At 40.6% G+C, this 18814-nt stretch carries 17 protein-coding genes and 1 pseudogene; 13 read left to right on the forward strand and 5 right to left on the reverse strand.

The genetic code is table 11. From position 1 onward, the window contains the following. Window positions 1–217: 217 nt before the first annotated feature. A complete protein-coding gene (locus ACYPZI_RS04025) occupies window positions 218–532 on the forward strand; it encodes a hypothetical protein (protein WP_459598854.1) in 315 nt (104 codons plus the stop codon). After that, window positions 529–1161 carry a fibrobacter succinogenes major paralogous domain-containing protein gene (locus tag ACYPZI_RS04030; RefSeq protein WP_459598856.1) on the forward strand — a complete coding sequence of 211 codons (633 nt, stop codon included), beginning with the start codon at window positions 529–531 and terminating at the stop codon, window positions 1159–1161. The genes ACYPZI_RS04025 and ACYPZI_RS04030 overlap by 4 nt, the downstream gene beginning before the upstream one ends. A 104-nt stretch (window positions 1162–1265) precedes the next feature. Here ACYPZI_RS04030 and ACYPZI_RS04035 read toward each other — a convergent pair whose 3' ends face one another. From ACYPZI_RS04035 to ACYPZI_RS04045, 3 genes are all read right to left on the reverse strand, one after another. Then, on the reverse strand, window positions 1266–2198 hold the full coding sequence (locus ACYPZI_RS04035; RefSeq protein ID WP_459598858.1) for a ribose-phosphate pyrophosphokinase: 933 nt from the start codon (window positions 2196–2198) through the stop codon (window positions 1266–1268). A gap of 273 nt (window positions 2199–2471) precedes the next feature. Further along, window positions 2472–4154 (reverse strand): alpha-amylase family protein, encoded by a 1683-nt coding sequence (locus tag ACYPZI_RS04040; protein WP_459598860.1) that lies wholly within the window; start codon window positions 4152–4154, stop codon window positions 2472–2474. Between the two features lie 24 nt (window positions 4155–4178). Beyond that, window positions 4179–4982 carry a patatin-like phospholipase family protein gene (locus tag ACYPZI_RS04045; RefSeq protein WP_459598862.1) on the reverse strand — a complete coding sequence of 268 codons (804 nt, stop codon included), beginning with the start codon at window positions 4980–4982 and terminating at the stop codon, window positions 4179–4181. A gap of 541 nt (window positions 4983–5523) precedes the next feature. Between ACYPZI_RS04045 and ACYPZI_RS04050 the strand changes: the two genes are divergently transcribed. Further along, complete coding sequence (locus tag ACYPZI_RS04050; protein WP_459598864.1) at window positions 5524–6051, forward strand: phBC6A51 family helix-turn-helix protein; 528 nt, start codon at window positions 5524–5526, stop codon at window positions 6049–6051. A gap of 699 nt (window positions 6052–6750) precedes the next feature. Here ACYPZI_RS04050 and ACYPZI_RS04055 read toward each other — a convergent pair. Together ACYPZI_RS04055 and ACYPZI_RS04060 are read right to left on the reverse strand one after the other, a co-directional pair. Beyond that, a complete protein-coding gene (locus ACYPZI_RS04055; protein WP_459598866.1) occupies window positions 6751–8325 on the reverse strand; it encodes an Rne/Rng family ribonuclease in 1575 nt (524 codons plus the stop codon). Between the two features lie 290 nt (window positions 8326–8615). Beyond that, window positions 8616–8918, reverse strand: a complete 303-nt coding sequence (locus ACYPZI_RS04060) for an HU family DNA-binding protein (protein WP_459599073.1) — start codon at window positions 8916–8918, stop codon at window positions 8616–8618. Between the two features lie 128 nt (window positions 8919–9046). Between ACYPZI_RS04060 and mutY the strand changes: the two genes are divergently transcribed. The 10 genes and pseudogenes from mutY to nuoL all read left to right on the forward strand — a co-directional run bounded on the left by mutY (window position 9047) and on the right by nuoL (window position 18808). Next, a complete protein-coding gene (gene mutY / locus ACYPZI_RS04065) occupies window positions 9047–10105 on the forward strand; it encodes an A/G-specific adenine glycosylase (RefSeq protein ID WP_459598868.1) in 1059 nt (352 codons plus the stop codon). A 282-nt stretch (window positions 10106–10387) separates the two neighbouring features. Beyond that, complete coding sequence (locus ACYPZI_RS04070) at window positions 10388–11314, forward strand: glycosyltransferase family 2 protein (protein WP_459598870.1); 927 nt, start codon at window positions 10388–10390, stop codon at window positions 11312–11314. A gap of 199 nt (window positions 11315–11513) precedes the next feature. Beyond that, on the forward strand, window positions 11514–11867 hold the full coding sequence (locus ACYPZI_RS04075) for an NADH-quinone oxidoreductase subunit A (protein ID WP_459598872.1): 354 nt from the start codon (window positions 11514–11516) through the stop codon (window positions 11865–11867). Continuing rightward, on the forward strand, window positions 11858–12442 hold the full coding sequence (locus ACYPZI_RS04080; protein WP_459598874.1) for an NADH-quinone oxidoreductase subunit B: 585 nt from the start codon (window positions 11858–11860) through the stop codon (window positions 12440–12442). Before ACYPZI_RS04075 ends, ACYPZI_RS04080 begins: the two co-directional genes overlap by 10 nt. 12 nt (window positions 12443–12454) lie before the next feature. Next, the gene (locus tag ACYPZI_RS04085) at window positions 12455–14086 is read left to right on the forward strand and encodes an NADH-quinone oxidoreductase subunit D (RefSeq protein WP_459598876.1); all 1632 of its coding nucleotides are present in this window, start codon (window positions 12455–12457) and stop codon (window positions 14084–14086) included. A gap of 33 nt (window positions 14087–14119) precedes the next feature. Continuing rightward, entirely contained in the window at window positions 14120–15220 is a 1101-nt protein-coding gene (gene nuoH, locus ACYPZI_RS04090; RefSeq protein ID WP_459598878.1) for an NADH-quinone oxidoreductase subunit NuoH, read from the forward strand. Window positions 15221–15242: 22 nt separating this feature from the next. Then, window positions 15243–15716: pseudogene (locus tag ACYPZI_RS04095) on the forward strand (4Fe-4S binding protein); the annotation flags it as partial. Window positions 15717–15868: 152 nt separating this feature from the next. Next, a complete protein-coding gene (locus ACYPZI_RS04100; RefSeq protein ID WP_459598880.1) occupies window positions 15869–16372 on the forward strand; it encodes an NADH-quinone oxidoreductase subunit J family protein in 504 nt (167 codons plus the stop codon). A 123-nt stretch (window positions 16373–16495) separates the two neighbouring features. Continuing rightward, a complete protein-coding gene (gene nuoK / locus ACYPZI_RS04105; RefSeq protein WP_459598882.1) occupies window positions 16496–16840 on the forward strand; it encodes an NADH-quinone oxidoreductase subunit NuoK in 345 nt (114 codons plus the stop codon). A gap of 21 nt (window positions 16841–16861) precedes the next feature. Next, on the forward strand, window positions 16862–18808 hold the full coding sequence (nuoL, locus tag ACYPZI_RS04110) for an NADH-quinone oxidoreductase subunit L (RefSeq protein WP_459598884.1): 1947 nt from the start codon (window positions 16862–16864) through the stop codon (window positions 18806–18808). The last annotated feature ends 6 nt before the right edge of the window (window positions 18809–18814 follow it).

Here is an 18814-nt window from a genome sequence, read left to right on the forward strand (position 1 = left end):
TTGAAATCATTGACAAACAAATTTCTAATACAACACAGACGACTAAAAAGGTAATTGCAAAACGATAACAAATACTGTTGCACCGAAAGTTCAGACTATAGCATCAAACAGCAAAGACGAACATTATGTTCTTGACCTTTGCGATAAAGTTTTAGGACTTACTTCTTCCAGACAAGACAAGTTTGACTTTTTGCGTGGCGACCCAAATGTAAATGGCGTGGCTGCAAAACTTCCTGTTGACAGTTTTTTTTATCAGGACTTAAATCTTGTTGTTGAGTATTGTGAACGACAACACTCAGAAAAAGTAAAGTTTTTTGACAAGCCGAATAAAATGACGGTTAGCGGAGTTCATCGTGGAGAGCAAAGAAAAATCTATGACGAGCGGAGAAGAGAAGTTTTGCCAAAACACAATATTCATTTGGTGGAAATATCTTTCTCTGATTTCAACTATAACGGACAGAAAAGAATAATCCGAAATCCAAACAAAGACATTGAAATTGTGAAACTCAAACTTAAAAAATTTATACCTTGACAACCCGAACCGCTAACATGGGTTTTGCGTCAGGTGGGCTGACAGTGAGCCATCAGGATTGCAATTGCCGCAGGGCATTCACCACATCCGGCGGCTGGCAGAACTTCATGTGCTATAACCTGGGGGCAGACGAAAGCCTCGATCCCTTCACTCCGGCTAAAGGACTGAATGGTAATTACTACCAGTGGGGACGACCTACAGTCGATACACCGGCTGCTGCAATCCCCGGTTGGAATACTACACCCGCCCCTGACGGCTCATGGTCAGAAGCTTCAAAGATAGAGGCTAATGACCCTTGTCCTCAACATTATCGTGTGCCAACATGCGCAGAATGGGAAGGTGTTATCAATGCCACCCTGAATACGCAAACCCCTCTTGGTAATTGGACAGCAGGCGAGACTAACTTTGATAGTGGATGGAAATTTGGGCCAGCACTGTATTTGCCGGCTGCCGGCGTCCGCGTAACGGATGATGGGAGGTTGTTCTTCCGGGGCAATTCCGGCTACTACTGGAGTAGTACGGAGTACAGTTCAAACAATGCGGGCTATATGCTTATGAACTCTGGCGACGTGGGTATTGGCTCTCCCAGCCGTACCAACGGCTATTCTATCCGGTGTATAGCAGAATAATAATAGCATCCGCAGGGCGCGTGTCTTTATATATACGAGAGGCCGGAAGATTTTTCTTCCGGCCTCCTCGTGCTGCCTTTAATTTCTTTTCTTTTATCGTTTTCTTACAATATATACAGCGAACTGATAGATTCATTGTAGAGTACACGGCGTATAGCATTAGCAAACACGTCTGCTACAGAAAGCACAACTACCTTTTCGCATTTCTTTGCATAAGGGATACTGTCGGTAAACACCATATCGGTAAGCCCTGATTGATTAACTCTGTCTGATGCCGGATCCGACATTACGGCATGGCTGGCTATTGCACGGACAGAGCGGGCTCCGCTTGCCATCATTATATCGGCGGCTTTGGTTATTGTTCCGGCAGTGTCCACAATGTCGTCTACAAGTAGTACATCCATTCCTGTGACATCGCCAATGATCTGCATCTCTGAGATTTCATTTGCTTTTTTACGAAGTTTGTAGCATATAACCATCGGTATTCCAAAGTATTTTGCATACGAACTCGCGCGTTTTGTACCTCCTACGTCCGGTGTAGCGATGACCAGATTTTCCAGGTCGAGAGATTTAATATAGTCTACAAATATGGCTGATGCATAAAGGTGATCGACCGGCACGTCGAAAAAACCTTGAATCTGATCGGCGTGGAGATCCATTGTTATCAGTCTGTTGATACCGGCTGCGCTCAACATGTCAGCAATTAACTTTGCCCCGATGGATACACGCGGCTTATCCTTGCGGTCTTGTCTTGCCCATCCGAAATACGGAATCACAGCAACAATCGATGCTGCTGAGGCTCTTTTTGCCGCATCTATCATTAATAGGAGCTCCATCAGATTGTCAGAGGATGGATAGGTAGACTGTACCAGAAAGACTTGGCAACCTCTTATAGATTCTTCATACGAAACTGAGAATTCTCCGTCTGCAAAACGTTCTATTTTCATTTTGCCAAGAGGGCATCCAAGACTGGTACATATTTTTTCGGCTAGGTAACGGGATGTTGTTCCTGAGAAAATTTTAAAAGGTGCGTCCATCGCTTTTTCAATCTTTAAGGAAAGGTTAAAATTTTAAAGTTTTTATTAGAGCCTGTTTAAATTTTACCAAAACATTTTATTATAGCTCTTTTTTCGTTCATTTTCAGTCTCTTTTTATCTGATTTTCCCCTTTCTTCAGCTTGAATAGCCCGCTATTCGCTCTTCAGAAAAGAAAAAATCATTCTGAAAATAGTTCTGAAAATCAGAACGAATAAAATTTAAACAGGTTCTTAGACTCTGTAAAATTATGAAACAAATCACTGTGATGCTAATTTAATCGATAGAAAATTTGATAATTTTACCGGAATGCTTGTCTAAACAGATATTTAACACTTTATTCCATTCAGTATCCAGTGTAAAATTCTTTTTAGAAAATAACTCTGTGGCTTTTTTTATCTTATATGGATTTATTCCCATAAAGTCGAACGCAGTAGCAGGTATGTGAACTTTAATATCGGCAGGCTTCGAATCAAAATTGGAAATTACAAGTATAAAATCTTTCTTGCCCGATCTCATAAAAGCGTATTGTTTTGTCGAATCAAATCCCATATTATCATAATTGGCATACATCAGGTCAAAGAATTTTCCACTGTTTATAGCTTCCTCTTCTTTTGCTATCTGTATAAGTTGCATATAGAATTTACGAAGGCTTATTTGTTCTTTGGTCAATCCGGTATTTCCGAATGCTCCATCGTTGTGCCAATGACGTAAAGAGTCTACAGACCAATAGTCGAAAATGGATGTTCTGCCATCTTGCCCGCTGAATCCTTCCTGATCCATTCCACGTTCACCTAATTCTTGACCCGAATAGATCATCACAGGATTGATATTCATTGTGGCTGCAACAATCATTCCCGGAATGCCTTTTGTAGCATCTCCCGCAAAAAAGCCGGAGGCAATACGTTGTTCGTCATGGTTTTCAAGGAAATTCAACATCTTGGGCTGCAAACCATTTATGCGTTGCCAGCAAAAGGTAATTTCCGATGTTGGCTTGTGTCCGCAGATAACATCCCGGAGGGTGTCATATAAGTCGACTTTGTCGTACAGATAATCGAACAAACCCCAATATACATAGTTGTTGTACATGGCAGGGTTGTATACTTCGGCAATGAAAAGAAGAGACTTGTGTTTAGCTTTAACCTTCGGTATAACCCAATTCCAGAACTCTACCGGTACCATTTCGGCCATGTCGCAGCGGAATCCGTCTATCCCTTTTGATGTCCAATAGATTAGAATATCTTTCATCTTTAGCCATGTATCGGGTACAGGTGTGAAGCAATTCACTTTGCCTTTACTGTAGTCTACTCCATAATTTAGTTTTACCGTTTCGTACCAGTCGTTTACAGAAGGTTGGCTACTGAAGCAATCATTACCGGTTACTTTGGCCGGAAACTCTTCGTATGAACTTTGTTCTATAAATGGCAGCTCCAGTTTTTGATTAGGAAGGTAGTAGAAATTATTGTCGGGATCGAATGCCAAGCTTGTATCATCTTTTGCTCCCAGATCTTGAACTTTTTTGGGTTTTGCATCCGAATGATATTGACGGGCTACATGGTTGGGAACAAAGTCAATAATTGCTTTCATCCCATTTTTATGTGTTCGCTCTATCATTGCTTCAAACTCTTGCATTCTGTTTTCAACCGAGTCGGCCAGATCGGGGGTTACGTCATAATAATCGCGGATAGCATAGGGCGATCCGGCATTTCCTTTCACGACATCAGGATTGTCTTTAGATATACCGTACGCAGAGTAATCAGTCTTAGACGCATGTTCTAATACACCTGTGTACCAGATATGTGTGAATCCCATTTTTTTGATTTCCTTCAGGGCTTTATCGTTGAAATCCGAGAACTTGCCTACGCCGTTCTCTTCCAGCGTCCCGTTTTTTTTATTTAAGCTTTTGCTATTGCCAAATAGTCTGGGGAGTACTTGGTAGATAAACAGTTTTTCTTTCATATTTGTGTAAGTTTTGCTTAGTAATTAAATAGTAATGTCCGGAAAATCTTTTATCAACAGATCTTTATTTTCCTTAAAGAACTTTATCGTAAGTTCATATCCTGCCTGATAAATTTCTTCTACATGGTCGAGGTCAAACATCGAATATTTGAAAAGTATATCCGATTCTATCAGATAATCGCACAGATTGCGGTCGAGCAGGGTATTCGATACAGACATATAATGGAACGACCTTTCGGCTATGTACTTTATAGAACTTCTAAATTCGGACTTCATCAGTGGACTAACATTTACACCTATAATTTTATCACACACGCGGCGTATGGTCGATACCGGAAAATTTTTGAACAGTCCGCCGTCTACATAAAAGTGGCCGTTTATTTCTACCGGCCTGAAAATGATGGGGACAGAGCATGACGCAATAACTGCCGGAATGAGCGGACCTGATGAAAAAGCCTTGCTTTCCCCGTGTTCTATATCTGTAGTTAAGGCATATAAAGGGACTTTTAATTCTTCAAAAGTTTTGGCTCTCAGGTGTTTTTTCAGGAATGAACGAAATCCGTCACTTTTGAAAAAGCCTCCGTGAGGGATTGTAAATTCGGCAAATTCACGAAATACTTTCTTCTCGAAAAAGGTCAGAATCTCACGCGGGCTATGGCCATCTGCATACAGTACCCCGGCAAAAGCTCCGGCGCTAGTTCCCGAAATAACTCCGGGATACAGCCCCATTTCGTTCAGGGCCTGTAGTACACCCAAGTGAGCAAACCCTTTGGCTCCCCCGCCGCTAAGGGCTATGCCAAGGCGATATGTATTTTTTTCAGGGTTCATACATCTTGTCAATAAGGCAACAAAGGTAATAAACAATTTGAAGATGTGACAGTAATAATTCTCGGATTTATCTATATAGTAAGTAGTAAGTAGTAAGTAGTAAGTAGTAAGTAGTAAGTAGTGAGTAGTGAGTAGTGAGTAGTGAGTAGTAAGTAGTATACTGGAAATCTTTAAATCCCCCGCTCGCGCAGACGTCTCGTCTGTGTGTTGCGTAGCAAACATTTTGCTCTATCAAGCAAGACACGGACTAGAAGTCCGCGCCAGCAGATGATTCTTCGAATTCGCAATGACGGCAACTCCATCTTTTGACATAGCCTCCCCGCGCTCAATTTTTAAACACTGAGTACCACTGAGAAGACACTGAGGTTCACTGAGACTAAAAAAACTCCGTGTTTCTCAGTGTCTTCTCTGTGTAACTCAGTGTTATAATCCCGGATTTATCTATACAGGGGGGGAGTAGTAAGTAGTGAGTAGTAAGTAGTAAGTAGTGTACTGGAAATAATTGAATCTTTAAATCATTAAATTTTTAAATCTTATTTATATGAAATATTCGGACAAGTTAGTAAAGCGTATCGTGAAGCTTATGGAAACTGATATGTATACCGTATCGGAAATTTGTGATGCTGTAGGAATCGACAGGAAGACATTCTATGAGTGGAAAAACGGGAAGCCGGATTTCCGCAAGGCAGTGGAGGACGCGGCAGACCGTTGCGACGAAATGCTGGTGAAAACGGCCCGGATTTCGTTGAAGCAGCGGCTTGAAGGTTATATGGTTACTGAAGAAAAGATTACTTACGAGCCATCGCGTCATAATCCGTCTGAGGAAGTGGAAAAGTCCCGTGTGGTAAAGCATAAGCAATATCCTCCCGACCTGCGTGCTATCCAGTGGGTATTGGAACGCAACGACCGTAAGAATGCTGAAGAACAGCGGTTTCCATCGACAAAATTAGAGATACGGGTACCGGATGCGGGCTCTGTCGGGATGCTCAAGGCTAATTTGCAAAAAATGGGTATGGAGCAAGAGGATATTTCGATCGTTCATAGTGGCCGGGAGGAATTTTCAATTTGAAAATTTGAAAATGAGAAAATTTGAAAATGGCGCGAAGCGACAAAGGCTATAAGCTAACAGCTAACAGCTAATGGCTAATTGACTGTAGAAGTTTGTTACATTTTAGTTAAAAGTTATGAGTAGACGAGATACGAGGTACAAGGTACAAGTTGTTGACTGTTTACTGTCGCACGTCATTGCGAGGGTTTACCCGAAGCAATCCATTAATAATCAATACTCTGGATTGCTTCACTCCTGTTGGCTCCGCCGATTTTCAATTCGCAATGACGAAAAGGCCTTGTTGACTGACTACTAACTACTATTTACTGTGGAGTTTGTTACTTTTTAGTTAAAAAGTTACGAGTTTTAAGTTTTAAGTTCAGAGCGCTCACTACTGACTACTGACTACTGAAGAATTATGAATTAAACAATATATTAAATATTGATAACCAATTTGCCCGTAGGGCATCCATATCAATAGAAAAAACGTGCAATACAACAACAAATCCCCGGAGGGGATTCACGAATGGACAGGTGGATGCCCTACGGGCAACTTATGAGGGGATTAGGCTGTTTCCTATTGATATGCAAGCCCTACGGGCTATTAGAAGGTATAGCCTTGTTGACTGATGACTGCTAACTGTTGACTGATTATTGGGACAAGATAGCCATAAAAAAACGGGAACCGTACAGTCCCCGTTATTAATTTGGTTTATCCGATTATTTCACTTCAAATTCCTGTTTCATGTCGATTTCCTCTCCATTATTGTCATAGAAATGGTATTCCAGCAGAGCCAGATTTTGATTTGGCAAGATCTTAACTCCAGACCCATAACGCCATCTCCATCTCCATTTCAAAGAGATTAATCCTTCATTGATAAACGCTGCGACATATGGATGTACGTGCAGGGTAAACTTTTTCACATTCAGATCTTTTACCAGATAGCTGATTTTCATCCGCAAGGTGTCCGTGAATAAAATAGATGGTCTTATTTCTCCTTTTCCAAAACAGTTTGGGCATACTTCTGTCGTGGAAATTTCCATTTCAGGGCGAACACGTTGGCGGGTGATTTGCATCAATCCGAATTTACTTAATGGCAATATATTGTGCTTTGCACGGTCCTGAGCCATTAGTTCTTGCATTCTGGTCATCAACTGACTGCGGTGCTCTCCTTCAGTCATGTCAATAAAATCGATTACGATGATTCCTCCCATATCACGTAATCTTAATTGTCTAGCTATTTCTTCTGCTGCCGCGGAATTCACTTCCCATGCATTATTCTCTTGTCCTGCTTCCGGATTTTTCGACCTGTTGCCACTGTTCACGTCGACGACATGAAGGGCCTCTGTATGTTCAATAATCAAGTAAGCTCCGTTCCGGAATGTAACGGTCTTGCCAAAAAGAGCTTTTATTTGTTTTGTTACAGAGAAATTGTCGAAAATAGGTAATCCTTCGTCGTAAAACTTTACTATGTTCTTTTTGTCAGGAGCAATAAATGATATGTAATCTTTTATCTGGTTGCAAATATCCGGATCATTAACATGTATTTCCTGGAAACTGGGGTTGAAGACATCGCGCAGAAGGGCGACTATACGACCTGTCTCTTCAAAAACAAGAGTAGGAAGTTTGTTTTTCTGGATTTTGGGAAGATTGTCTTCCCAGCGTTTTACCAGTGTTTTGAGTTCGGTATCCAGATCGGCTACCTTTTTACCTTCAGCTACTGTACGCACAATGACACCGAAATTTTTCGGTTTTATACTTTGTATGAGTTGTCGTAAGCGGGCACGTTCCTCTTTTGATTTTATTTTCTGGGATACAGAAACTTTATCATTAAATGGAATAACAACGAGAAATCGTCCTGCCAGAGACAATTCGGATGTAAGGCGGGGGCCTTTTGTCGAAATAGGTTCTTTGGCTATTTGTACCAGAATTTCCTGCCCTGGTTTTAAAATGTCGCTGATAGAGCCATCTTTATTGATGTCCGCCTCGAGTCTCATTTTAGAGATGTTAGGGAATTTTTTCTTGTCAGCGAGTGCCTGTTTGTAAAACTTATCGACAGATTTGAATTGAGCACCAAGATCTAAATAGTGAAGAAAAGCGTCCTTTTTGTATCCAATATCTACAAAAGCAGCATTTAGCCCGGGCATCAGTTTTTTCACCTTGCCCGCATAGATGTTTCCAACAGCGTACGAAGCATCTCTTCCTTCTTTTTGCAGCTCTACAAGCTTTTTATTTTCAAGTACTGCAATTGAGACTTCGTTCGCCTGAACATCGACTATAAGTTCGCTATTCATAACTATATTTTAGGATTTGTAAATAGGTTTAAATTAAACCCTAGAGGGAGTTTCTTCTTGTAATAGAATTAAGTTTCGTACAATACACAAAGAACAAACTTAGAAATTCAACAATCTGCAAGTTTGTTCTCGTATATTTCCGTTAAGAAAAAAAGGGTAGACTTATTTTTTCTTCTTATGTCTATTTTTTCTTAATCTTTTTTTGCGCTTGTGCGTAGACATTTTATGTCTTTTTCTTTTTTTTCCGCTTGGCATATTTGTAATATTTAAGAATTAGTTAATAGTCAGAATTACTTTCTCACCTGAATCACAAACGTTTTAGCAGGTTTGAATGCTGGAATTGAGTGAGCCGGAATGATAATAGTTGTATTTTTTGAGATGTTGCGAGCTGTTTTTTGTGCTCTTGTTTTTACGATAAAACTACCAAAACCTCTTAGGTATACATTTTCACTCTTGCTCAAAGAGTCTTTAACTACATCCATGAATGATTCAACTGTCTTTAATACAGTGGCTTTGTCTATTCCCGTATTCTTGGCAATTTCGTTAACGATGTCAGCTTTTGTCATTTTCTTATTTTTTAAGTTCGAAACAATTAATTTTTTGGACTGCAAATATATAGCTTTTTATTTACCTTTGAAACAAATAATAATCATTTTTTTCCTGATGAAGGATAATTAACGTTCTGGGAAGGGAAATAATATATATAACAAACAGCCTGTAAATGAGGATAGAGGAAGACTTGAGATTAAGTTCTATATTGATTGATTGGTATAATATAAATAAGAGAAATTTGCCTTGGAGAAATACAACAGACCCTTATGTAATCTGGCTATCAGAAGTTATATTGCAGCAAACCAGGGTAGATCAAGGGTATTCTTATTTCAATAAATTTGTGGAGAAGTATCCGACTGTGGGATTGCTGGCGAATGCGGAAGAAGATGAAGTGTTGAAACTTTGGCAAGGTTTGGGTTATTATAGCCGGGCACGAAATCTGCATTCTACGGCGAAGATTATTACAAATGAATATAATGGAGTATTTCCTTCCGAATATAAAGATGTATTGAGTCTTAAAGGTGTTGGAGAGTATACGGCCGCAGCCATAGTATCCTTTGCTTATAATAAGCCCTATGCGGTAGTCGACGGTAACGTTTATCGCGTATTATCACGTGTGTTTGCCATAGAAGAGCCTATTGATACGGGTAGTGGTAAAAGGGTTTTTAATGAATTGGCTACGGCCCTTTTGGATAAATTTAATGCCGGTCTTCATAATCAGGCTATCATGGAATTTGGGTCTTTGCAATGCACTCCCGTCTCTCCTGATTGTGTAAATTGTCCTGCTTCGGCTCTATGCTTAGCTTACGCGCAAGGCAAGGTAAGTCATTATCCGGTAAAGGCTGGTAAAGTAAAAAGCAGAAGCCGCTATTTTAATTATTTCGATATTCGCTGCGGTGATTTTATGTATTTGCATAAGCGAACAGATAAAGATATATGGCAGGGACTTTATGAGCTGCCTCTGGTGGAGGTAGAATCGGAATTGTCGATAGGGGAGTTGATGAATGAAAAAAGTTTCAGAAATTTACTTCCTGTGGATGGTCTTCATGTCCGATATCTTGTTAAAAAGAAACATGTACTCTCGCACCAGACTATATATGCTACATTTTATATGGTTGAAGCGCCAAATGACATTCCCATCGATGGGGAATATGTGAAAATAAAAGTTGAAGATGTCGATCTTTATCCTGTCTCAAGGTTGGTGCATAGATATTTGGAAACTTTGTGAGTGTATGCTCTTTTGCATTGTTTTACAACTTACAATAGGAATTAGTATTTTATGCCAGTCAGCAGTTAAAGTTAGTCCTGTAATGTAAAAACGTTCGATTATTTTCTTCTGCGCGCAATCACAGATTGCTTGCGTTCCTTTTGGCCTAAGCCCCAAAAGGAACCAAAAAGGCTTTTGCGCCCCCGCTTCAACTACTGATTCACATATTTTATAACATAAATATTGATCGATGATAATTCACAGAAAGATCATACCTTTGCGTCTAACATAAACAAACACGATATGGATAAAATATCACTGATTATACCTTGCTACAATGAAGAACAAGCGCTTCCTTTCTTGTATAAAGAAATTGTAAAGCTTGCAGAAGATATGAAAGGGCAAGAATTTGAGTTTATTTTTATAAATGATGGTTCTAAAGATCGGACATTAGAGTTAATCAAGGAGTTGAGAGAGTCTGACGATAGGGTACACTATGTTTCGTTTTCCCGTAATTTTGGGAAAGAAGCAGGTATTTATGCCGGCCTGAAAACGGCAACAGGTGATTATATATCGCTGATAGATGCAGACCTGCAAGATCCGCCGTCTCTGATAAAAGAGATGTACGGATCGTTGAAGACGGAAGATTATGACTGTGTGGCAACCCGCCGTGTCGATCGCAAAGGGGAGCCGGTTATCCGTTCATTTTTTGCGAAACAATTCTATAAATTGATAAATAAAATATCGGATACAGAAGTAGTAGACGGAGCCCGGGATTTTCGCTTAATGACTCGTCAGATGGTAGACGCTATTTTAGAAATGGGAGAATATAACCGTTTCTCGAAAGGTATTTTCGGTTGGGTCGGTTTCAAGACTAAGTGGATAGCTTTCGAAAATGTAGAACGTGTTGCAGGACAAACTAAATGGTCTTTTATCGGCCTGTTCTTTTATTCCTTGGAAGGGATTATAGCGTTCTCTACTCGTCCGTTGGTGATAGCATCAGTCTTTGGCATTCTGTTTTGTATTGTAGCTTTTGTTCTGATATGTGTGATTATCTTCAAGAAACTGATGTTTGGTGATGACGTGCAGGGGTACGCATCTACAATGTGTGCCATATTCTTTATAGGGGGTATTCAATTATTTTGTCTTGGTATACTCGGGCAGTATTTGTCTAAAACATATCTGGAAACAAAGAAACGCCCGATCTATGTAGTACGTGAAAAAGCATAGTGGTATTTTGTAATCTATACATACCAAATTTCAATATTTTGGCATTTTATTTTTTGTGTTTAAAAAATAAAAGACTATTTTTGCGCCAATTGTCAAAATAACCTTAGTTGAAGCAGTGTTTTGAGTCTGTGACAAAGTGTTGGCGATATTATTGAAAAAACGACAATTGATAGAAAAGTCTTAATTTTAACATGAAAATATGAGTTCTTCCGCTCTTTTTTTAGTAGTTTTTTTAACGGGAATTACATTGGTGTGTGCCGGTCTTGGGATGGCGCTACTATTGTCCCCGAAATCTTTTAATCCACAAAAAGGAGAACCTTACGAATGCGGTATCCCTACCCATGGTACTTCCTGGATGCAGTTCAAAGTGGGTTATTACCTGTACGCAATCTTATACTTAATGTTCGATGTCGAGACTATATTCTTATTCCCTTGGGCAACCGTGGTGAGGAATTTAGGGCTTCAGGGCTTTTACTGTATATTATTTTTCATCTTAATACTGGGTTTAGGTTTAGCTTATGCCTGGAGAAAAGGAGCATTGAAATGGAAATAAAGAACATTTATATAAAAGGTATTCCGAATGATGAATTCAGAGATAACGAATATCTTGAAGATTATCTTAAGGAATTAAATGAAGGAGGAGTTCCTGTGGTTGTCGGCAAGCTTGACGACCTGATCAATTGGGGACGTTCTAATTCTGTTTGGCCGTTGGCTTTTGCTACAAGTTGTTGTGGTATCGAGTTCATGGCTTCTGCTGCCGCCCGTTACGACTTGGCCCGTTTTGGTATGGAGGTTACACGTAACAGTCCGCGCCAGGCCGATACAATGGTTGTGGCAGGGACAATAGTTCATAAAATGGCACCCCTTTTAAAACGTGTATACGACCAGATGGCCGAACCGAAATACGTTGTGGCTATGGGTAGCTGCGCGATATCGGGAGGCCCGTTTGTCGATTCTTATCATGTAGTGAAGGGAATTGATGAAATTATTCCTGTGGACGTCTATGTGCCGGGTTGTCCGCCTCGTCCCGAAGCATTATTTTACGGACTGATGCAATTGCAGCGTAAAATTAAACTGGAGAGATTTGTATTCCGCACCGGACACAAAAATATAAAGCGAGATAAGTAAGAAATTGAAATAATGGAAAATATCAAGAAGGTAATACTAGATGCTGTACCTGATGCGGTTCTTGAAGATAAAACCCCGTTGACGATAACCGTAGAACCTGATAAACTGCGTCAGTTGGCTAAAGCGCTTCGCTACAATGCCGAATTTCCTTTCGACTACCTTGCCATGATGACGGGTATGGACTGGGGCGAAAAACTAGGCGTTATCTATCTGTTGTCTTCATCAAAAGATCTATCGGTAGAGGTTGCCGTTAAGACTGGAACTGACGACCGGAAAAATCCTTTGCTGTATACAGTAACCGATCTTTGGGAGGCAGCCCACTACAATGAGCGTGAAGTGTTTGCCATGCTTGGTATCCGTTTTATAAACAATCCGGACATGCGCCGGTTTTTCCTTAATTCCGATTGGGTTGGCTTTCCTTTGAGAAAAGATTATGATCCTAATCCGATAAAAAATCCGGTATCTATAGAAAGTAAGGATATTGTGGATATTGCTCCTCGTATTATAGAGGATGAAAACGGAAAACTTAGAGAGGAAAAAGTAAATATCTTTGAAAAAGACGACTATATTATCAATATAGGACCGCAACATCCATCTACACATGGTGTTATGCACTTTCGCGTAGCTTTGGACGGGGAGATTGTTAAAAAGATAGATGTTCATAGCGGTTATATTCACAGAGGGATTGAAAAACTAAGTGAAAAACTCACTTATCCTCAAATATTACACTTTACCGACCGCCTCGATTACCTTTCGGCAAATATCAACCGTCACGGGCTGTGTATGTGTGTTGAAAAAGCGGCGGAAATAGAAGTGCCTGAGCGAGCGCAATATATACGTACTATCATGGACGAGTTGAATCGTATCGACTCGCACCTTGTAGCTTGGGGTACCATGTGTATGGACTTGGGCGCTACAACCGCATTCATTTATGGTATGCGCGAGCGTGAAACAATTCTTAAAATATTTGAGAAAACCACAGGGGGGCGTCTGATCATCAACTACAATGTAGTGGGTGGCGTCATGTTCGATATACAGCCGGATTTCCAATCCGATGTAAAAGAGTTTATTCCTATTATGCGTAAAGCGCTGGACGAATATAACAGACTATTTACCGGAAATGTAATTGCTGTTGGCCGTATGAAAGGTCTTGGTGTTCTTACTACGGAAGATGCTATTTCCCTGGCTGTTACAGGACCGGCCGGACGTGGTTCGGGATTCTCTTGCGATATACGTAAATATGTGCCATATGCACTTTACGATAAAGTGGAATTTAAAGAAATCGTCAGGTATAACGGAGATGCATTCGACAGGTATCTTAATCGTCTGGATGAAATAGAAGAATCTTTACGAATTATAGAACAACTTATCGATAATATTCCTGAGGGAGATTTCTTGGCTAAAACAAAAGCTATAATCAAGTTGCCTGAAGGGGAGTATTATCAGAGAGTCGAAGCCGGACGTGGAGAGTTTGGTGTGTACATCAATAGCGCCGGAGATAAAACTCCTTACCGCTTGAAATTCCGTTCACCGTCAATGGCTGCTGTTTCGGCTATGCCGTTGATTTGTAAGGATGAGAAAATTTCTGACTTTATCGGTATCGGTGGTTCTATGGACTATGTGATTCCTGATATTGACCGTTAATAAGATTATTTATTCTATCAATAGAACACGAATATGTTGTTAAAGTTTTCATTGGAACCTGCTCAATTAACCACATGGCTTGACACATGGTTGCACAGCAATCTGCCTGCTTGGGCTGCTCTTGCTATAGAGTTTGTACTGGTTGGGATAGCGCTGTTGACTGCTTATGCTGTATTGGCTTTGATGCTAATTTATGTAGAGCGTAAAATCACAGCCTTCTTTCAAGCGCGTTATGGCCCTAACCGCGTGGGTAAGTGGGGTATAATCCAGAGTGTCGCAGATATGATCAAAATATTGATCAAAGAAATAATTCATGTCAAGAAGTCTGACAGATTCCTGTTCTTTGCTGCGCCATTCTTTATGATTGTGGCTTCTATGCTAACATTCGGGGCAATTCCATTCGGATATAAATTGCATGCGATAGACTTCAACATTGGAGTATTCTATGTTATAGCGGTTTCCTCTCTTGGTATCATTGGTGTTCTTTTGGCAGGTTGGTCAAGTAACAACAAATATTCCATGATTGGTGCTATGCGAAGCGGTGCACAGTTTATCAGTTACGAACTTTCGGCAGGGTTTGCTTTAATGACTGTGGTTGTCCTGTCGGGAACAATGAGCTTTTCTAATATTATAGAAGGGCAGACATATATTCATCAATGGAATATTATCGCTGGCCATGTACCGGCAGTCATAGCCTTTATTATATATTTAATTTCAGGCCATGCTGAAACAAACCGTGGGCCTTTCGACTTACCGGAAGCCGAATCAGAATTGACAGCAGGATACCATACAGAGTATTCAGGGTTGCAGTTCGGATTTTTCTACCTGGCAGAATACCTGAACATGTTTATTGTCGCCTCTATAGCTACAACTGTATTTTTGGGTGGCTACAATCCGATAATGATAAAAAACTGGGATGGCTTCAACGAAGTAATGAATTATATTCCTTCTGTATTCTGGTTCTTCGGAAAGGCAATGTTCCTTGTTTTCCTTAGCTTGTGGGTGCGTTGGACATTCCCTCGTTTACGTATCGACCAGTTGCTGAATCTTGAATGGAAATACTTACTGCCGATCAATATGGTAAATATATTGTTGATGGTAGCACTTGTTTTACTGGGTTGGACCCTGAAATAATTAATTTATAGAAAATACGACAATGAGTTCAGTATCAGAATATTTTTCAGGTTTATTTGGAGGAATCAAGTCTCTTCTTACAGGGATGAGGGTGACATGGGGTGAACTGTGGACGAAGAAAATCACAGAGCAATATCCCGAAAATAGAGCGACCCTTGTTATTCCGGAACGTTTTCGCGGAGAGTTGACAATGCCTCATGACGAAAATAACGAGCATGCATGTACTGCCTGTGGTATTTGCCAGATGAATTGTCCGAACGGAACAATACAAGTAATATCAAAGAGCATAGAAACAGAGGATGGTAAAAAAAAGAAAATCCTGGATCGTTATATCTATGACTTGGGAATGTGTACTTTTTGTAACCTCTGTGTGATTACTTGCCCTTCGGACGCGATCAAGTTTGCCAATACATTCGAAAATTCTCTGTTTACCCGCAGCAAACTGATAGAACAGTTGAACCGTGAAGGATCTAAACTTCGTGAAAAGAAAAAGGAGGCTCCTGTGGCTAAGCCTGCACCTAAAGTAGAAAAGCCTGTAGAAGTAGAAAGTGCTCCACAAGCTCCGAAAGATGATGTAACAAATGCGGCGACTGCACCTAAAGCAGATGCTGACACTGATAAAAAAGAAGATAAAGAATAACCCGGATTATGGCAGAACAAATTATATTTTACATTTTAGCGACTATAATCGTTTTTTCCGCTATCATGGCGGTGACAACGCAAAAGATTATTCGGTCGGCGACATTCCTGTTATTTGTACTTTTAGGAACAGCAGGCTTGTACCTTTTGTTGGATTACCATTTTCTTATGGCTGTACAGATAGCTGTTTACGCCGGAGGTGTGATGGTATTGTTCATTTTTGCCATTCTGCTTACGAACGAACCCGGCAGGGATGTTAAGTTCGAAAAGCCCGGCAGGATGTTTGCGGCGGCTCTTGCGGCATTTGCCGGTTTGGGTATTTGCGGTCACATTATTTTCTACAATGTGAATAAATTCTATACTTATGTTACACAAAGCGAATTGCAAATGCAAGATATAGGTATGGCAATGATGGGGACAGACAAATATCAGTATTTGCTGCCTTTCGAGGCAATAAGTATATTGCTGTTGGCTTGTATTATCGGAGGTATAATGATTGCCAGAAAAAGATAAGCACCTCCCCTTACCCCTCCAAAGGGAGGGGAGATAAATTAAGAATTAAAAATAAAAAAATAAATATCCTCATCGATAGCCTCCCTTTGGGGAGATTAGAGGGGCGAGTAATACTTTATTACTATGGGCGAATTTATAACAAGTTTTTTTTCAGGACCGGTGCCGATCGAGGCATATCTGGCCGTAAGTACAATTATGTTCTTTGCCGGAGTTTACGGTTTCCTGTCGCGTAAAAATATGCTGATGGTCTTGGTATCGGTAGAACTGATGCTGAATGCGGCGGACCTTAATTTTGTCGTATTCAACCGTTACCTGTATCCGGGACAGATGGAAGGTTTCTTCTTCACGCTGTTTGCCATAGGGATTGCAGCTGCCGAAACCGCGATAGCCATCGCTATTATCATCAATATATACCGCAATGTGAAGAGCATATATATAGATGAAAACATAACTGAAATGAAAAACTAAGCAAGGAAATAGTTACAAGATATGGAACACGCATTTAATTATTCTATACTGATACTCGTTCTTCCGGTTATAATGTTCTTGATCTTAGGACTGGGCGGAAAGTATATGAAGCCCATTGTTGCAGGAACACTAGGTACAATATCGCTCGGTGTAATGACGGTGTTGGCTTATACAACGGCATATCAGTACTTCTTTGGCATAGGCAAGGGCGCTGACGGCGCATACCATGCTATAAACGTATTCAACGTTGAGTGGCTACGCTTTACAGATAAACTTCACATCGATTTGGGAATGTACCTCGATCCTATATCGGTGATGATGCTGGTCGTTATTACTACCGTATCGCTGATGGTACATGTATATAGCCTTGGCTATATGAAGGGAGAAAAAGGTTTTCAACGTTATTACGCTTTCCTTTCATTGTTTAGCTTTGCGATGTTAGGGTTGGTAGTGGCAACAAATATTTTCCAGATGTATATTTTCTGGGAACTTGTGGGTGTTTCATCCTTCTTGCTCATCAGTTTCTACTATGTGAAACCTTCGGCAGTAGCGGCTTCCAAGAAAGCATTTATCGTTACCCGGTTTGCCGACTTCTTCTTCCTCGTAGGTATTCTATTGCTATCATATTTTACCGGAACATTCGATTTTGCTGCTCTTACAGCATCAGATGCAGCTCTTCCGGTAGCATCTACGGCAGGACTATCCTTTATGGGTATGTCAGTCCTTTCGTGGGCTATGCTGTTAATCTTTATGGGAGGCGCCGGAAAATCGGCTATGATGCCTTTCCACATTTGGTTGCCTGATGCGATGGAAGGTCCTACCCCTGCGTCTGCCCTTATCCATGCTGCGACGATGGTGGTTGCCGGTGTATTCCTTGTCGCACGCTTATTCCCGATATATCACTTCGGTGCGCCTGATATTCTGACTGTAATCTCTTGGGTCGGTGCAATAACAGCATTGTTTGCTGCGGTTGTAGCCTGTACTCAAACCGATATAAAACGCGTACTGGCGTTCTCTACAATCTCTCAGATCGCATTCATGCTTACCTCGCTTGGTGTTTCCGATTTTGGAGGACACGAGGGGCTCGGTTATATGGCGGGATTGTTCCATTTGTTTACACATGCGTTCTTTAAAGCCTTGTTGTTCTTATGTGCAGGAGCTATAATTCACGCTGTGCATAGTAATGAAATGGGAGATATGGGAGGTCTTTGGAAGAAGCTTCCAATTACAGGTATTACATTTGCGATCGCATTGTTTGCAATTGCCGGTGTTCCTTTCTTTTCAGGATTTTATAGTAAAGATGAAATCCTTGCTGCTGCGTATGAGCATAACAAAGTAATATATTTTATATTGAGTTTTGCCGCGGGATTGACAGCCTTCTACATGACTCGTTTGTTTCTGCGTATATTTTTCTACGATAAGAACAAGCATTACCACCATGCACCTCATGAGGCCGGGCCTTCGATGGCTATTCCATTGATAATCCTTGCTGTGCTTGCTTTCGGATCGGGATATATTCCGTTTGGAAATTTTGTGACATCCGACCACGTGCCTTATCATATTCATATCAACTGGCAAGTGGCTATAACAAGTGTGGTTATTTCTCTAATCGGTATGGGTATTGCATTTAGATTATATTATAAGAAAAACGAAATACCGGACAGAATCGCGTCAGGTTTTGGCGCCTTCTACAAAGGAGCGCTTAATAAATTCTATTGGGACGAACTGTGGTTATTCGTAACCCGCAGTATAATATTCAAACGTATATCCAAACCTATCGCTTGGTTCGACCGCACGTTTGTCGATGGCTTCATGAATTCGTTGGCTTATGTAACTCAGGCTGCTTCGAGATCTATAAAGGGTCTGCAATCCGGATATATCCAACAATATGCATTCGTTTATTTGTTAGGAGCATTGATCTTAGTCGTAGGTTTTGCCGGATGGATAGTATGTTTTGTTTGTAAATAAAGATAT

The sequence above is a fragment of the Dysgonomonas reticulitermitis genome (assembly GCF_054601275.1).